The sequence below is a fragment of the Streptomyces sp. CBMA291 genome (genome assembly GCF_014596525.1).
Taxonomy (GTDB): Bacteria; Actinomycetota; Actinomycetes; order Streptomycetales; family Streptomycetaceae; genus Streptomyces.
In genome coordinates this window covers 24,337-39,953 of sequence record NZ_MSJP01000036.1, presented here as the reverse complement: position 1 = coordinate 39,953, position 15,617 = coordinate 24,337, and the positions used below count along the sequence as shown (strand labels likewise).

The 15,617-nt window shown below is 73.8% G+C and carries 13 protein-coding genes; 6 read left to right on the top strand and 7 right to left on the bottom strand.

Translation table 11 applies throughout. The features are described from left to right. Positions 1-9 precede the first annotated feature (9 nt). Positions 10-1,341 carry a GAF domain-containing protein gene (locus BU197_RS10635; protein ID WP_188268035.1) on the bottom strand — a complete coding sequence of 444 codons (1,332 nt, stop codon included), beginning with the start codon at positions 1,339-1,341 and terminating at the stop codon, positions 10-12. A gap of 603 nt (positions 1,342-1,944) precedes the next feature. After that, positions 1,945-2,076 (bottom strand): hypothetical protein, encoded by a 132-nt coding sequence (locus tag BU197_RS30965; protein WP_262928238.1) that lies wholly within the window; start codon positions 2,074-2,076, stop codon positions 1,945-1,947. Between the two features lie 17 nt (positions 2,077-2,093). Here BU197_RS30965 and BU197_RS10630 point away from each other — a divergent pair, with 17 nt between their 5' ends. Beyond that, positions 2,094-2,957 carry a bifunctional 5,10-methylenetetrahydrofolate dehydrogenase/5,10-methenyltetrahydrofolate cyclohydrolase gene (locus tag BU197_RS10630; protein WP_188268019.1) on the top strand — a complete coding sequence of 288 codons (864 nt, stop codon included), beginning with the start codon at positions 2,094-2,096 and terminating at the stop codon, positions 2,955-2,957. A gap of 362 nt (positions 2,958-3,319) precedes the next feature. Further along, positions 3,320-4,099 carry a hypothetical protein gene (locus BU197_RS10625; RefSeq protein WP_188268018.1) on the top strand — a complete coding sequence of 260 codons (780 nt, stop codon included), beginning with the start codon at positions 3,320-3,322 and terminating at the stop codon, positions 4,097-4,099. Here BU197_RS10625 and BU197_RS10620 read toward each other — a convergent pair. Together BU197_RS10620 and BU197_RS10615 are read right to left on the bottom strand one after the other, a co-directional pair. Further along, positions 4,080-5,432 carry an SWF or SNF family helicase gene (locus BU197_RS10620; RefSeq protein WP_188268017.1) on the bottom strand — a complete coding sequence of 451 codons (1,353 nt, stop codon included), beginning with the start codon at positions 5,430-5,432 and terminating at the stop codon, positions 4,080-4,082. The two genes, BU197_RS10625 and BU197_RS10620, sit on opposite strands and share 20 nt — an antisense overlap. Then, positions 5,429-8,419 (bottom strand): SNF2-related protein, encoded by a 2,991-nt coding sequence (locus BU197_RS10615; protein ID WP_411158475.1) that lies wholly within the window; start codon positions 8,417-8,419, stop codon positions 5,429-5,431. Before BU197_RS10615 ends, BU197_RS10620 begins: the two co-directional genes overlap by 4 nt. Before the next feature lie 277 nt (positions 8,420-8,696). Here BU197_RS10615 and BU197_RS10610 point away from each other — a divergent pair, with 277 nt between their 5' ends. Beyond that, positions 8,697-9,821, top strand: a complete 1,125-nt coding sequence (locus tag BU197_RS10610; RefSeq protein ID WP_188268015.1) for a fatty acid desaturase family protein — start codon at positions 8,697-8,699, stop codon at positions 9,819-9,821. Positions 9,822-9,881: 60 nt separating this feature from the next. Next, positions 9,882-10,427 carry an MOSC domain-containing protein gene (locus BU197_RS10605; protein WP_188268014.1) on the top strand — a complete coding sequence of 182 codons (546 nt, stop codon included), beginning with the start codon at positions 9,882-9,884 and terminating at the stop codon, positions 10,425-10,427. A 61-nt stretch (positions 10,428-10,488) separates the two neighbouring features. Here BU197_RS10605 and BU197_RS10600 read toward each other — a convergent pair whose 3' ends face one another. The 3 genes from BU197_RS10600 to BU197_RS10590 form a co-directional block, all read right to left on the bottom strand. Next, the gene (locus tag BU197_RS10600; RefSeq protein WP_188268013.1) at positions 10,489-11,865 is read right to left on the bottom strand and encodes a tannase/feruloyl esterase family alpha/beta hydrolase; all 1,377 of its coding nucleotides are present in this window, start codon (positions 11,863-11,865) and stop codon (positions 10,489-10,491) included. A gap of 192 nt (positions 11,866-12,057) precedes the next feature. Continuing rightward, a complete protein-coding gene (locus BU197_RS10595) occupies positions 12,058-12,954 on the bottom strand; it encodes a hypothetical protein (protein ID WP_188268034.1) in 897 nt (298 codons plus the stop codon). Positions 12,955-13,133: 179 nt separating this feature from the next. Continuing rightward, entirely contained in the window at positions 13,134-13,469 is a 336-nt protein-coding gene (locus BU197_RS10590) for a hypothetical protein (protein WP_188268012.1), read from the bottom strand. Positions 13,470-13,779: 310 nt separating this feature from the next. Here BU197_RS10590 and BU197_RS10585 point away from each other — a divergent pair, with 310 nt between their 5' ends. Beyond that, positions 13,780-14,184, top strand: coding sequence for a roadblock/LC7 domain-containing protein (locus tag BU197_RS10585; protein ID WP_188268011.1), 405 nt, complete (start codon positions 13,780-13,782; stop codon positions 14,182-14,184). A gap of 135 nt (positions 14,185-14,319) precedes the next feature. Beyond that, positions 14,320-15,513: a DUF6397 family protein gene (locus BU197_RS10580; RefSeq protein ID WP_188268010.1), complete on the top strand. Its 1,194-nt coding sequence runs from the start codon at positions 14,320-14,322 to the stop codon at positions 15,511-15,513. Positions 15,514-15,617: the final 104 nt, after the last annotated feature.

Below are 15,617 nucleotides of genomic sequence, written 5' to 3'. Positions count from 1 at the left end.
GACCGGCGCTCACCGGCGAGTGTGGGGGACCGGACGTTGCAAGAGCGTTGCACCGGCCGACAGCTCGGCCTCCAGGCAGTCGAGCCTGGCCCGGACCGGAGGCAGCAGCTCCGCCGGAACGGCCGCGCAGAGCGCCCGCCAGACCGTCACATCGTCCTCCCCCCACGTGCTGTACGCCCAGTCGGCCAGCAGTCCCGGGTCGCCCCGGTCCACCAGGGCGGCACGCATCCGGGCCGCGAGCCGCTCCCGGAGCCGTACCACCGCGGGAGCGGACGAGCCGGGCAGCAGCGGACCCGCGTACGCCCCGGCAGCCGCCGCCACCGCCCCCGAGGCCAACCGCCGTTCCACCGTCGCGAAGTCGGTGTCCACCACGCCCGCGAGCCGGTACGGACGCGAGCGCAGCACCCCGGGACCGAGCACCGCCCGCAGCCGGGACAGCTCCGCGCGCAGCGTCACCGGGGTGACCGACTCGTCCTCGTAGAGCAGCGTGAGCAGTTCCTCGCCGCCCACCCCCTCCGCCCGGTGCGCGAGGAGCACCAGGATCTCGCTGTGCCGACGGCTCAGCCGGACCCGCCGCCCGCCCGCCGAGAGAATCGCCTCGTCCCGCCCCAGCGTGGTCAGCCGCAGCCCGCCGGGCTGCGGAGCGGGCCCCGCGAGCGCCAGCTGGGACTCCGCCGCCCGCGCCACCGCCTGGACGAACCCCAGACTGTGCGGGTGCGCCAGACCGCTGCCGCCCGTGATGTCGACCGCGCCCAGGACCCGCCCGCTGTGCGGGTCGTGCACGGGGGCGGCGGCACAGGTCCACGCGCGCACCGGATGCCGGAAATGCTCGGCCGCGACGACCTGCACCGGCCGGTCGACGGCGAGCGCCGTCCCCGGCGCGTTCGTCCCCACCGCCGTCTCCGACCAGCGGGCCCCGGCCACGAAGTTCATCCGGCGTGCCTTGCGCAGCACGGACGGATGGCCCTCCACCCACAGCAGCCGCCCGGCCACGTCGCAGACCGCGACGAGATGCTCCCCGTCCGTCGCGTACACCCCCGTCAACTCGCGGATCAGCGGCATCACCGCCGCCAGCGGATGAGCGTCCCGGTGCGCGGCCAACTCGTCCTCGTCCCACTCGACCCGCGCCGATCCGTCCGGGCTCACGCGCGCGCGTGCCGAGCGCCGCCACGACGCGGCGACCAGCGGGCGCGGCTGCCGGGCGTCCGCCTCGCCTCGCGCGGGTGCTCGCCCGGCCCCCGCGCCCCTGCCCGCCCCCGACGCCGGCCGTCCGGCCGTACCGTCGGGGGACGGTGGGTCTCCGGCCTCCGGGTCCCCATCCGTCCGCCCGGCCACCCGCATACCGCTCAACTCGGCCTCCCCGTCGAGGTCGTCCCGGCCTGTCGCGCTCATCGTCGTGCGCGAGCGAGCCGCCGACAAGCACTCCGACGGCTGACGGCGGAGACTCGCCGGGACACGCCTGTGCCGCCTGTGTCGGCTGTGCCGGCTGCGCTGTCGGAGTCGGAGTCGGAGGCGGCGGGACGAGCCTGTACCGCCGGACGCACAGCCCGCGCAGGACGCACCGGATACGCCGAGTCTGCTCGGCCCACCGGGCCGCCGGGCCGGTCTGGTCTGTCGTCCCCGCTCTCGCCCGGCCTGTTGCGTGTAGATGGTCAGTCTGTCCGTCCCCGTCTGGCTCTTCCGGGTCTGAACGGCGGCCAGCCCTGCCCATTCCGCAAGCCTGTCCGGTCTGCCAGACCCCTCTGTTCTGCCGTTCCTGCCGTTCCTGTCGGGCCTCGGCGGTCAGTCGCGAAGGGCCGCGCCGAGTCCGGCCGTCCGCGTGGTGTCAGGCCCGGGGGAGTGCGCCCCGTGCAGGAGTCGGCCGCGACCTGCCCTTCAAGTCCGGCGGCGACGGCGGTAGCCGGGCCCGGTCCGGGTGGGCAGGCCCCGCCGCCCCCAGAGTGCTCACGTAGAGTTGGCCTCGGGCCGTGACTGGCGCTTGAGGTGGACGACCACCGGGGAGCGGCCCGACGGGGCCGCGCCCGGCGCGGCGCCCGTACCGATGCCGTGCGCCTGGGCGAGCCACCGGTCAGACACGACGCCCAGGAGTCGCCATGTCCCCCAGCACCGCCACCCTCATGGACGGCACGGCCCTCGCCCGCCGTACGGTCGAGGAGACCGCCGCCCGCGCCGCCGAGATCACCCGCCGCACCGGCGTCACCCCCTGTCTCGCCACGGTCCTCGTCGGCGCCGACCCGGCCTCCGTGACGTACGTGAAGATGAAGCGGAATCGTTGCGCCAAGGCCGGAATCCGCTCCCGGCACGTCGAGCTGCCCGCCACCACGACGACAGAGGAACTCGTCGCCGAGATCACCGCGCTGTCCGCGGATCCCGAAGTCCACGGCATCCTCCTCCAGCACCCCGTCGGCCCGCACATCGACGAGCGAGCCGCCTTCGAGGCGATCGCCCCGGAGAAGGACGTCGACGGCGTGACCATGACGTCCTTCGCCGCCATGGGCTTCGGCCTCCCCGGCTTCGTGTCCTGCACCCCGGGCGGCATCATGCGCCTCCTCGACGCGTACGACGTCGACCCACGCGGCAAGCGGGCCGTCGTCGTCGGACGCAGCGCGATCCTCGGCAAGCCCGCGGGACTGCTCCTCCTCGGCCGCGACGCCACCGTCACCTACTGTCACTCCCGCACCGAGGACCTCTCCTCCGTGGTCCGCGAGGCCGACATCCTCGTGGCCGCCGTCGGCAAGCCGAACTTCATCAAGGGCGCCGACATCAAGCCGGGAGCCGTCGTCGTCGACGCCGGGTACAACCCGGGCAACATCGGCGACGTCGACTTCACTTCGGCCGCCGAGCGGGCCTCCCTCATCACCCCGGTCCCGGGCGGCGTCGGCCCGATGACCATCGCCGTGCTCCTCGCGCAGACGGTCGAGGGTGCCGCCCGTCAGCTGGGTCTGCGGGTCGCCTGATGACGGGACGGGCGTCGGGGAGCCGCTGGACGCGAGCGCGGTCGGTGATTGTCACGGTTCTGTACGGGGAGGGGCCGGTGGCCGAAAAAAGGTGGCCGCGAAGGCGCCGACGGGTGAACCTTGACGGCGTGCCCCACCCGCCGACCGCCGCCCCGCCGCCGGAGCGCGAGCCCGCCCCCGTATCGCCCGCGCAGCCCCCGGCGGCGTCCCCGGCTCCGTTCCCGCCCCTGTCTTCACCAGCCGCACGTTCCGGCCGGCCCGGGGCCGATTCCGGCTGGTCCCCGCGGATCGCCCGGCTCGGCGCGCCCCGGCCCGGACCGGCCGCGCGGCGTGCCTGCCGGTTCGGCGTGCCGGTCGTCCCGATGCTGGTGGCAGGTCTTGTGGCAGCCGCCTTCCTGACCGTCAGGTCGGGGCAGACGCCGGTCCTCGAAGGACGGCCGGGCGGCGATCCGCCCGCCGTCGCCACCGACGATCGGACCACCGACACCCCGAACGGCGAGCCGGGAGCATTCGGCGGTGCCCGGCCCGACGGCACCACGGTCACCGTCGCGCCCCTGGCCGAGACGGCAGCCCCCGGCGCGTCCGGACTCGACACGCCCACGACCGACACGCCCACGACCATCCTGTCCACGAGCGGCACGCCCTCGGCCGAGGCGGGCATGACGGGCCCGCCCGGCGGGGAAACGCCGAAGGCGCCCGTCGGCACCACGCCCTCGGCGGACTCCCGTACCGAAGCCACCGGTCACGGCCCAGCCCGCCGCTCGCACACGCCGACGGCACCCGCGCCCGGCCGGGCCGTCTCCTTCGAGCGTCTGCGCGTCGGCGACTGCTTCGACATCGACCGCGCCGCGCCGGGAACCGCCGTCCGCCACGACTGCGACACGCCGCACCAGGCCGAACTCGTCGCCCGGCCCCGGCTGACCGGCCGCTACCCCACCGACGACGAGATCAGGGAAGCGGCCACCCGGCTCTGCCGCGAACCGCTGCGGCTCAAGGCCGCACGCCAGCCGCTCGGCACCCGCTGGACCACCTTCGTCCAGTACCCGTACCGCACGAGCTACCTCCTCGGCTCACAGCACGTCGCGTGCAGCCTGGCCGCCACCGCCGCCACCGGGGGCAAACTCAACCACCGACTCCGCTAGCGCCACCGGCCCCCACCCCCGTATCGGCCGAGGCGAAGGCGGTCGCCAGCGCCGTCGACGGATCGCGGTCCGGGGGACCGGCGGGCGACCAGCGCGCACCGGACTTGGCATAAGGCCACCAGCGCCCGTCCGCGCCGAGCCGCACCTGCGCCTCCGTGCCCACCGCCGTCCACCGCGCGCCCCCGGCGCGCCGCAGCGCCGGCCGGTCGTCGTCCTCCCAGGACTCCGCGAGTCGGGTCCCGGCCCACGCCAGGGTCTCGGCGTCCGGCGTCCACTCCTCCTCCAGTACGGCGAGACCGGCGGCGCCGCCGAACCGCCACGCGCGCGTGGCCAGGTCCAGATCCGCCCGAGACCGACCCGAACCGGTGGCGAGCCGGGTCGCGATCCACGACGCGGGGAAGCCCGCCGCGAGCCGCACCGCGTCCTGGGCGACCGTCAGGGGCGGCCCGGCAAACGCCGCCCCGGACGCCCCCTCCGCCAGCGCATCGGCCAGCAGCCGGTACGCGCGGGCCGCCGTGTCCGCCGCCAGGAACTCCAGGGCCGTCGGGTCCACTCCCGGCTCCGGGTCCGTCTCGGTGTCCAGCGACGGCGTCGCACCGGGCGCCCCGGGGAGGGCCGGAGGCTCGGGCAGCGGCGGCAGGAGGAACCCGCACGCGTAGGCCTCCTCGGCCGACACACCGGGCATTCCGCCAGGGTCGGCGTCCCCGTCCGCATCCGGCGTGTCGCCCGCGCCGGTCGCACCATGAGCCGCCCGCGAGGCACTGCGCGCCTGGAGTTCGTCGACGAGGGCGCGCTCGCCGCGCCCGCGCAGGAGCAGCAGGACGAAGGGGTCCTCGTCGAGCAGCCGCGCCACCTGGTAGCAGAGCGCCGAGGTGTGCGGGCAGTGGTCCCAGGCCTCGCAGCCGCACTCCGGGTCGAGATCGCCGATCCCCGGCAGCAGGTCGAGCCCCACCCCCGCCGCGTCCTCCACGAGGTGCGGCGGCATCTCCCGGTCGAGGAGCGCCGCGATGTGCCCCGCGCTGTCCACGGCCAGGTCGAGGAACCGGTCCCACTCCTCGTCGGCGAACTCCCGCACCAGGACGTCGCTCCGGTACGCGGTGCCGTCGGGGTCCTTGACCACGGCGGTGATCCGGCCGGGCCGCACCGACACGGCACCCACCGCGCCCGCCCGCGCGTTCCGGCGCCCCGCCTTGAGCTGCTGCCCGTCGAGCGCCGTGTCCTCAAGCGCCTTGAGCCACGCCCTGCCCCACCAGGTCCGGGTGAAACCGCCGCCGAGAGTGGGCGGCAGCGCGGCGAAGGTCCGCTCCTCGTCCCCGTGTGCGTAGCCGGTCATCGTCCGTCCCCTCGCAGTCGTACGAGCTCCGCCAGCTCGGCGTCGGTCAGTTCGGTCAGTTCGGGGGGCGTGTCGCCGCCCGCGCCGAGGACGGAGTCCGCCAACGCCCGCTTGCGGTCGAGCATGGCCGCGATCCGGTCCTCGATCGTGCCCTCGGCGATCAGGCGGTGTACTTGGACGGGCCGGTCCTGGCCGATCCGGTAGGCACGGTCGGTGGCCTGCGCCTCGACGGCGGGGTTCCACCAGCGGTCGTAGTGCACCACGTGTTCGGCGCGGGTGAGGTTGAGGCCCGTGCCCGCCGCCTTGAGGGAGAGCAGGAAGACCGGTACCTCTCCGTTCTGGAAGCGGGCGACCATGGCCTCCCGTTCGGCCACCGGGGTGCCGCCGTGCAGGAACTGTGTCCGTACGCCCCGCGCGGACAGATGGGTCTCCAGGAGCCGCGCCATGGCGACGTACTGGGTGAAGACGAGCGTGCCGGCGCCCTCGGCGAGGATCGTGTCGAGGAGTTCGTCGAGCAGTTCCAGCTTGCCCGAGCGGCCGGCGATGTTCGGCCGCTCCTCCTTGAGGTACTGGGCGGGGTGGTTGCAGATCTGCTTGAGGCCGGTGAGGAGCTTCACGACGAGTCCCCGGCGGGCCATGCCGTCGGCCTCGGCGATGGCCGCGAGCGTCTCGCGTACGACGGCTTCGTACAGGCCGACCTGTTCCGGCGTCAGGGAGACGGCCCGGTCGGTCTCGGTCTTCGGAGGCAGTTCGGGCGCGATGCCGGGGTCCGACTTGCGGCGCCGGAGCAGGAACGGGCGGACGAGCGCCGCGAGCCGTGCGGCGGCCGCCGGGTCCGTACCGCCTTCCACGGCGGTGGCGAACCGGGTCCTGAAGGCGCCGAGACCGCCGAGCAGCCCCGGTGTGGTCCAGTCGAGGATGGCCCACAGTTCGGAGAGGTTGTTCTCCACCGGCGTGCCGGACAGCGCCACGCGCGCGCGTGTGCCGATGGTCCGCAGTCGCCGGGCCGTCGCCGAATACGGGTTCTTGATGTGCTGGGCCTCGTCCGCGACGACGAGTCCCCAGCTTCGCTCGGCGAGCCGCGCCGCGTCGAGCCGCATGGTGCCGTACGTGGTGAGGACGAAACCGCCGCGGGGGAGGTCGTCGAGGGTGCGGGTGGCGCCGTGGAAACGCCGGACCGGGGTGCCCGGCGCGAACTTCTCGATCTCGCGCTGCCAGTTGCCCATGAGGGAGGTCGGACAGACGACCAGGGCGGGCCCTGCGGTGTCCGGATCCGTCTGCCGGTGCAGATGCAGGGCGATCAGGGTGATGGTCTTGCCGAGCCCCATGTCGTCGGCGAGGCAGGCCCCGAGACCGAGCGAGGTCATCCGGTGCAGCCAGTCGAGCCCGCGCAGTTGGTAGTCGCGCAGGGTCGCGGCGAGCGCGGCGGGCTGGGCGAGCCCGGTCCTGGCGTCCTCGGGCGCGGTGATCCGCTTCCGCAGCCGTTCGAGCGGGCCGGTCGCCGTCACCTCGACCGTACGCCCGTCGACCTCGGTGGTGCCGGTGAGAACGGCGGAGAGGGCGTCCACAGGAGTGACCTTGCGGTCGTGCCGGTCGCGGGCGCGGCGCACGTCGGCCGGGTCGACGAGCACCCAGCGGTCCCGAAGCCGCACCAGGGGACGTCCGGCTTCGGCGAGCCGGTCCAGTTCGGTCCGGGTCAGTTCCCGGTCGCCCACGGCGAAGCGCCAGTGGAAGCCCAGCACGGCGTCGGCGGAGAGGAAGGAGGGGAGGCCGGATGCGGCGAAGCCGGTGGAGGACTCTTCGGCCTCCCCGGACGTGGGGGAGGCGTGCGCGGTGACGCCCTCGGGGCCGGTTCCGGGGGTGGGTCGCCCTTCGTCCACCGGGCCGATCACCGCGCTCGCGGTGAGCCGGTCGCCCAGTTCACGCGGCCAGTGCACCTGGACCCCGGCCGTTGCGAGGGCGGGGCCCGCCGGGCCGAGGAGTTCCGCGACGTCCTCGTCGGCGAGTTCGACGGTGTCCGGCACGGCGGCCGAGAGCAGCGGGGCCAGCGGGGGCCAGGCGCGGGCGGCACGCCGCAGGGAGAGCAGAGCGTCCATCCGGGCCCGGGGGCCGAACGCCGCCGCGGTGCGTCCGGCGCCCGCCCACACCTCGGCCGCGTCCGCGACAAGCGCGGGATCGGCGACGTCGTGCAGTTGCAGGACGGCCCGGAAGGCGGGCGCCTCGCGCGACGCGGAGGTGAAGCCGGGCAGTTCGAGCCGGAGCGAGAGCCGTACCCCGGCGTCGTGCACGGCCGCCACGTCGGCGGCCCAGGCCCGGTGTTCGGGGACGGGCCGGGACGCTTCGGTGGCGGAGTCGGCGAAGGCGGCCCCACCGGCCGCGAGCGGAGCCGCGGGAGTGCGGGGCAGGACGTCCGCGACCGCGTCGACGAAGGACCGGAGCAGCGCCTCGGGTTCGGGCAGGAACGGCGCGCCGTCCGCCGTCGAGGGCGGCAAGGGTACGGCATGGGCGGTGGGCGGCATCGAAGCGGCGAGCGTACGGAGTTCCGCCAGCTCGTCGGGGCCCAGCGGCCCCGCCCGCCAGGCGTCGTGGTCGCCGGGGGTGAGGCCGGGCAGGATCAGCCCCCGGGCGAGGAAGCCGAGGGCGAGGAGCGTGGCGGCGCCCCAGAAGGCGGCGGCGGGCGAGGCGGTGTCGGCGAACCGGGCACGGATGAGCAGCGGCAAGGCGTCCCGTACGGGGAGGGCGTACGCCGGGACGGCCACGGCCTTGAGGGTGGCGCCGTCCACGACCGTCAGCTCGGTGGTGCCGTACGGAAGGTCGGGCAGCGGCTCGCCGTCCGGTGCCCAGAAGGCGATCCGGCCGGCCCGGGGCGGGTCGGCGGGGAGGAGGACGGCGGAGTGGCGGACGAGTGCGCGGTCCGGCTCCTGGGCCGGGTCGAGGGCGGTTTCACGGGAGGGTTCGCGGGTCGGATCGTCGAGTCCGGGCGACAGTGACAACACATTCCTCAAATTTGACTACCTGAAGACTGAGCGGCCGAGGATACCCCGCGCCCCCGATTTCATGCAGACGGTCGACCTGTGATCCCCGTCACGACTGATGGCGGGAAGGAAGTGGCGGAAAACGACCGGGGGATCTCCCTACCCTCCGCCCCCGGCGTGCCCCCGGCGCGGGCCGGGTGGTGACGCCATGGCTCGAACCGACCCCTTCTCCGTACGTTCTCGGTAGGCGCCCACCGACCGTTTCACCCACAGAACCCGGAGCCCCGCCATGTCCCAGGCCACTGTTCCGCCACCGGCCGTCACACCCGTCCTGGCAACCGCCCCCGGTGCGGCGTCCGCCCCCGTCGTCACGCCCCCTGCCGCCAGGACCGGCAGCGAGTTCGCCCCGCTCCTGCGCGTGGTCAGGGAACAGGGACTCCTCGAACGCCGCCCCTGGTGGTACACCCGCGGCATCGCGGTCAACCTGCTCGGCATCGCCGCCGTGGTCGCCGGGCTCGCCCTGACCGGCCCTTCCTGGTGGGCCCTGCCGCTCGCCGTACCCCTCGCCCTGCTCTCCGCCCGCGTCGCCTTCGTCGGCCACGACGCCGGCCACGCCCAGATCACCACCGACCGCAGGATCGGCCGGATCGTCCAACTCGTACATGCCAACCTTCTCCTGGGCATGAGCCGGGACTGGTGGAACGACAAGCACAACCGCCACCACGCCCACCCCAATCACCTCGACAAGGACCCGGACGTCGCCGCCGACATCCTCGTCTTCGCCGAGCACCAGACCACCGGCCGCACCGGACTGCGCGGCTTCCTCACCCGCCACCAGGCCCGGCTCTTCTTCCCCCTGACGACCCTGGAGGGCATCGCGCTCAAGGTGTACGGGGTGCGCTCCCTGCTCGCACAGGACGGCCCCTGCCGCACCCGGCGTGAACGGTTCGTCGAAGGCGGCCTCCTGCTCGCTCACTTCACGGGGTACACGGCCCTGCTGTTCGCCTTCCTCACCCCCGCCCAGGCACTCGCCTTCGCCCTGCTCCACCACATGCTCTTCGGGGTGCACCTGGGCATGGCCTTCGCCCCCAACCACAAGGGCATGGAACGTCCCGACGAGCACCCGGACGGCGACAGCTGGGGTCACCTCCGACGCCAGGTGCTCACCTCGCGCAACATCCGGGGCGGGGCGCTGACCGACTGGTTCCTCGGTGGTCTCAACTACCAGATCGAGCACCACCTCTTCCCGAGCATGCCCCGCCCGCACCTGCGACTCGCCCAGTCCGCCGTACGCGCGCACTGCGCCGCCCTGGGCGTCCCGTACACGGAGACCGGCTTCGTGGACTCGTACCGTGAGGCCCTCGGGCATCTGCACGAGGTGGGGGCCCCGCTGCGGTCCGAGGGGGCGGAGTAGGGTCGAGCAGGATCACTCACCACCACCGATGTGATCATCGGTTCGACGAGGGGGCTCCTCATGAGCGACGCAACGGTCACCACAGTCAGCAGCAACGGTGACTACTCGTTCACCAAACCCAACCGGGAGAGCATCACCCTCCTCGCCGGGCTCGGTGTGGAGGGCGACGTCCACGCGGGCGTGACCGTCAAGCACCGCTCCCGTGTCGCCCAGGACCCGACCCGCCCCAATCTGCGCCAGGTCCACCTCATCCACGCCGAACTGTTCGACGAGGTCGCGGGCGCGGGCTTCGAGGTGGCCCCCGGCGACCTCGGCGAGAACGTCACCACCCGGGGCATCGACCTCCTCGCTCTGCCGACCGGGGCTCTGCTGTACCTCGGCGCCGACGCCGTCGTCGAGGTCACCGGTCTGCGCAACCCGTGTGCCCAGATCGACAACTTCCGCCACGGGCTCCTCAAGCAGGTCCTCGGCCGGGACGAGAACGGCGAGATCGTCCGCAAAGCCGGGATCATGGGCATCGTCCGCACCGGCGGCGAGATCCGACCCGGCGACCCGATCCGCGCCGAACTGCCCGAGGGCCCGCACCGCCCGCTGGAACGGGTCTGAACCCGGCGGAAGAGCGGCACCTGCCCCGTTCGGCATCACCCGAACCCGACAGGGGACCGGTTCAGTCCTTCAGCGAACAGGAGTTGACCGGGTCACCGCCGACGGGCCGGTCGATCGTCCGGTCCCGGGGAGGCTCCGCACCCCGTTCGACCCAGCGGGTCAGCGCGTCGAACGCGGAGCGGTAGCACGGCAGGATCGGCCGCAGCCGCTCCGGATACGTGTCGTACAGACCGTCGGAGTGCGTGCCGCCCCGCACCGTGTAGTACCGGTGCAGCCCGCCCCGGCCCTGACCGTCGATCATCCGCGCGTACACATCCGAATCGGTGCCGATGGGCAGCAGGGTGTCCAGATCCCCGTGGAGCGTGATGAGCGGCTTGCCGATCCTGCCCGTGAGCGAGACCCGCGCCACCGCGCGGTGGACGGCGGCGGGACGCCTGGCGTAGTCGTACGAGGCATCCGAGGCACAGGGCGCGAAGATCTGCTCAGTGGTGCCGCCGGCCGTGGTACCGGGGCACGCCGGATCGTACGACGGGTCGAACTCGGCCCGGAAGACCTTCTGCGTCAGCCCCCAGTAGACCTTCTCGTGGTACGGCCACAGGAACTGCGATCCGGGCGCGAAGCCCGCCCGGATCAGATCCTCGTCAGTGGCCCGGCCCAGCGACCGGGCCACCGTCACGGGCAGACTCGCGAACGGGTTCGGCCCCTGCGCCGTCCACAGCACCCCCTCCCAGTCGACCCCGCCGTCGTACAGCTCGGGCCGGTTCTCCAGCTGCCAGCGCGTCAGATAGCCGCCATTGGAGATGCCCGTCATGTACGTCCGCCCGGGGGCCCGGCCGTAGCGCTGCCGTACGGCCTGCCGGGCGGCCAGGGTCAGCTCGGTCACCCGACGGTTCCACTCGGCGACCGCGTCCCCCGGCTTTCGGCCGTCCGTGAAGAAGTCCGGACCGGTGTTGCCCTTGTCGGTGGCGGCGTAGGCGTAGCCCTGGGCCAGGACCTGGTCGGAGATCAGCACGTCCGTCGCGTATTGCCGACGGGTACCCGGCGCGCCCGTGACGACGAGTCCGCCGTTCCAGTGGTCGGGCAGCCGGATGACGAACTGTGCGTCGTGCGCCCAACCGTGGGTGGCGTTGAGGTGCGAGTCGTCGGGGAAGTAGCCGTCGATCTGGACCCCCGGCACACCCGAGGGGGTACGGGTCGCCCGCGCGGCCAGACCGGCCTGGTCCGCCGTGTCGGTGTACGGGGTCCCGGCGAGCCCGGTGGTCGTCAGGTCGCCCAGACAGGCGGACTGCTGGTGTTCGGCTCCGGGAACGCGGAGCCGGTCCTGCCGGGCGCAGTGCCCGGCGGTCCGTTCCTGTGCCCCGGCGGGGCTCGCGGGAGCGAGGACGGTGACCCCGGTCAGGAGTGCGGCGAGCAGGGAGACGCCTGGGAACAGGCGCATGGCGGGCCTCCGGTGGGACGAGGGGAAGAGGTGGGCGCCACATCGTGCGGCGCACACCCACCTCCGGGCCATGGCTTCGGCCCACATCACCGACCGGTTTCCTATGGGGCGCGATGACTCCCTCCGAGCAGGCGGACGAGTGGGGAGGCAGAGCGGGAGCGGAGAGTGGGAGGGGCGAGTGGGAGGGGCCGTTCAGGACTGGCGAACGGCCATCGCGTCGAGCCCCGCGAGCAGGGCGGGCAGCCGGGCTCCCCGGGCCACCGGAAGTACCTCGCGGGGCAGTTCGTCGAGGAGGACGAAGGCCATGTCGTCACTCCGGGCCACCAGAGACCAGCCGGGACCGTCGGCCCGCAGTGTCCGTCCGCCCCCGTCCGGCTCCGCGTCGGACCGCACCCGGCCGACCGGAGGCGGCTCCCTGAGATAGCGGCGGAGCTGATCGAGCGCCTCTCGGACACCGGCGTAGGGGTCGGGAGCGGGCGCAGGGGCGGCCGGGACACCCGTGACGGGGACGGCGGACGAGAGGAAAGGGACGGCAACGGTGGGGGCGGCGGACGAGAGGGTGCCGTCGACGGCACCGGGCCGACCGAGAGTCCCGTCCTCGTCCACCCGGGCCCGCCAGAGCGACCACTGGCGCGCCACCTCGTCGGCGCCCAGACGGCGCTGAGCGGGCCCCCAGACCTCGCCGGAGGGCGGCACCAGCGGAGCGGGATCGCCCTCCTCGGGTTCCGGATCGTGAGGCGCGGGCACCCCCGGCGCGTGCGTCGCCACGGGAAGCGGCCAGCCCGGCAGCCCGGCGACCACCGCACGCTCGTCGGGCGACAGGTCGTAGGCCATGCCGCAGTCCCAGGAGGCGATGGCGACCGCGACCAGCGGCACGTCGTCCACGACCACCGTCCAGCGCGCCCCGAGCCCGTCCTGCCCGAACAGCAACCCGTACCCCTCCGCGTACGGCGCGAGCCCCAGCGCGGCACAGGCCGCCGGATAGTCGTCGCCGAGCACGCTCGGGAAGCGCGCGGGTGTCAGAAGCGCCGCAGTGAGCACGAACAAGGCGTCGGCGTCACCCTCGGCGATCGGGTCCGTACCATCCACCACGGCCTCCCGTCCGGTAGTCGGCGCACCTTAACCGGCCCGGAGGGAGAACTGTCCATACTCCGTCGCCGTGACCTCTATCGCCGAAACGACCCCTTGCGCGGTGGCTGGGAATCAGGATCCGCACGGCGGGGAAGCCAGGCACCGCTCGGCCGGAAGACAGGCTCCGTGTGCGGGAATCAGGCTCCGCCTGCGGGGTGCCGGGCCGGTTCCTCCCGGAGGCCGAGGAGCGAGCGTGCCACGGCGCCCGGCGACTCGTTCCGCTCCCGGGCCAGCGTCAGCAGTGCCCGGCAGGCCAGTTCGTTGACGCCGAACGACAGCATTCCCGGGGAGACCCGGCTCGCCGCCTCCTCGGCCCGCGCCTGATCGTCCTCTGCGCACGCGGCCACGTACTCCGCCGCCGCCTCGAAGAGATTGTGTCCCTGCCGGGGGCGCGCGGGGGCGGGTGCTTCGGCCCCCGGCGCGCGCCGGGCGGAGGGAAGGAGTCCGCGCAGTTTCCCGGGTACTCGTGCCACACTCCACCGCCTCTCCCGGGCACGACTGCCCGGCATGTCCACCGTAGACAGTGAAGTGCCCTGGCAGAAGGGTGCGTTGACATCGAACATCGGGAAGTGGTTCCGCTTCCGCCGTCTCCGACCGAAGCCAGTTGATCCGCATCAGGATTCGGCCAGGTGGGCAGGGTTCCTGGCGGAACGCGCGGCGGTGTGCAGTGCTTGCTCTGTCCACGACAGTGCGTAAGGCTTGCGGCGATACGGCGGACCATGGCGGCCCGGACCACGGGGGTCCCGGCCGGAGGGAACGCACCATGCAGGGGGAGGACCACTGATGGCACTGGACAAGGGACTGGACTGGCTGCTCGACGACCTGACCCAACGCGTCGGCTCCATACGGCACGCACTGGTGCTGTCGAACGACGGCCTGGTGACGGGGGCGAGCAGCGGGCTCGCGCGGGAGGACGCCGAGCATCTGGCGGCCGTCTCCTCCGGGCTCCACAGCCTCGCGCGGGGCTCGGGCAGGCACTTCCGGGCGGGCAGGGCACGCCAGACGATGGTCGAGTTCGACGAGGCGCTGCTCTTCGTCACCGCGGCGGGGGAGGGAAGTTGCCTGTGTGTGCTGAGCGCGGCGGAAGCGGACGTCGGTCAGGTGGCGTACGAGATGACGCTGCTGGTCAACCGGGTCGGCGAGCACCTCGCCGTGGAGGCGCGACAGCCGGGCGGTGGGGTGTTCTGAGGCCCTGAGGGAAGTTATCCACAGAGAGTTATCCACAGGTCGTGCACACTTCCTCACTCTGAGTTACTTTCGTGGGGCGGGTCCGAGAGGTCCGCGACACGGAGAGCACACAGACATACGGGGGAGGGCCACGGCATGACGGTCGACGAGGGCATGCGCACGGTGACACCGGGGCGGGCCGCACAAGAACTGGAGTTGAGGCGCGACGAGTTCCAGCTCGCGGTCCAACTGGGCCTGGTGAGGACGGTACCGGCGGGGGAGAGCGGGCGGCGGCGGGTCGAACAGCGTGAGATCGACCGGTTCAAAGCCGCGCCCGACTTCCCTGCGGGGCTGCGCGACCGGGTGCGGGCGATCGGCACGGGCGAGGCCGCCGCGCTTCTGGAGATCACGCCCGAGCGGTTCACCCGGCTGGTCAGGACCGGGCACCTCAACCCGGTGCGGTTCTCCCTGAACCGCTACCGGGCGGTGGTGTGGACGTACCTCGCCGAAGAGGTCGCCGAGTTCGGCCTCCTCTGCCCCGAGCTGCTCACCGGGCGGCTCCCCCGGGAACTCCGGGACCGCCTCGCCGCCGGCGAGGACCTGCGCCCCAGGAACTGGCGGGCCCGCAGGCTCGGAGTGCAGCTCCGAGCCACGGGCGACCCGTGGGCCAAGGCCGCGGCCATCGCCGCCCTGCTCGACCCGGTCCAGGTGGCCGAGGTCGTCGACGACCCGTACGAGCGTCATCACCTCGACCGGCTGCGCCCGCCGCCGCCCCCGGGGGTCCCGGCGCGGGCCGAGTCGACCCGGGACCTCGTCGAGCGGCTGATGAGGGCCGACGACCCGGACGAGATCCTCTGGCATCGGCTGAGCCTGGCGCTGGCCCTGGACGAAGCCCGAGGCGACCGGCAGGCACCGCATCCGGGCGAGTGGGGCGTGAGGAGCGGGCTGCGGTCGTGGACGGACGTGGCGCCCTCGGTGCCGCCCGTCCGTTCGGTGCCGCCCACGCCTGCGATGCCGCCGACTGCGGGACCGTCCGTGCCGCCGGTCGCGGCGCCGCTCTCGGTGGCACCTGTCGCGGTGCCGCTCTCGCTGCCGTCGACCGTGGCGTCGTCGCCGGCCGTGGTGCCCTCACCGGCCGTGGCAGTGCCTTCGCCTTCGCTTTCGTCGGCGTCCCGGTTGCCGGACGCGGTGGCTTCGGCAGGGGTGCCGTCGATCGGGACGGCGGTGCTGGTCGAGCGAAGGCCCGGCAGGTCGACTCGGGGCGGGCTGCTCGCCCGGTTCCGGCGTGGGAAGGCGGCGAGGGGTCCCCGGCGGGGTTCCCGGCGCGGGCGCGCGACCACATGGCCCTGAGTGGCGGGACCGCCGACGGGAAGGAGGCCGGGCCTCGCGGGCGGGGGTCCCGAGAGGGATGCTGGAGACGTGACATGAGGAGTGGGCCGGTATGCCGGGCGCGA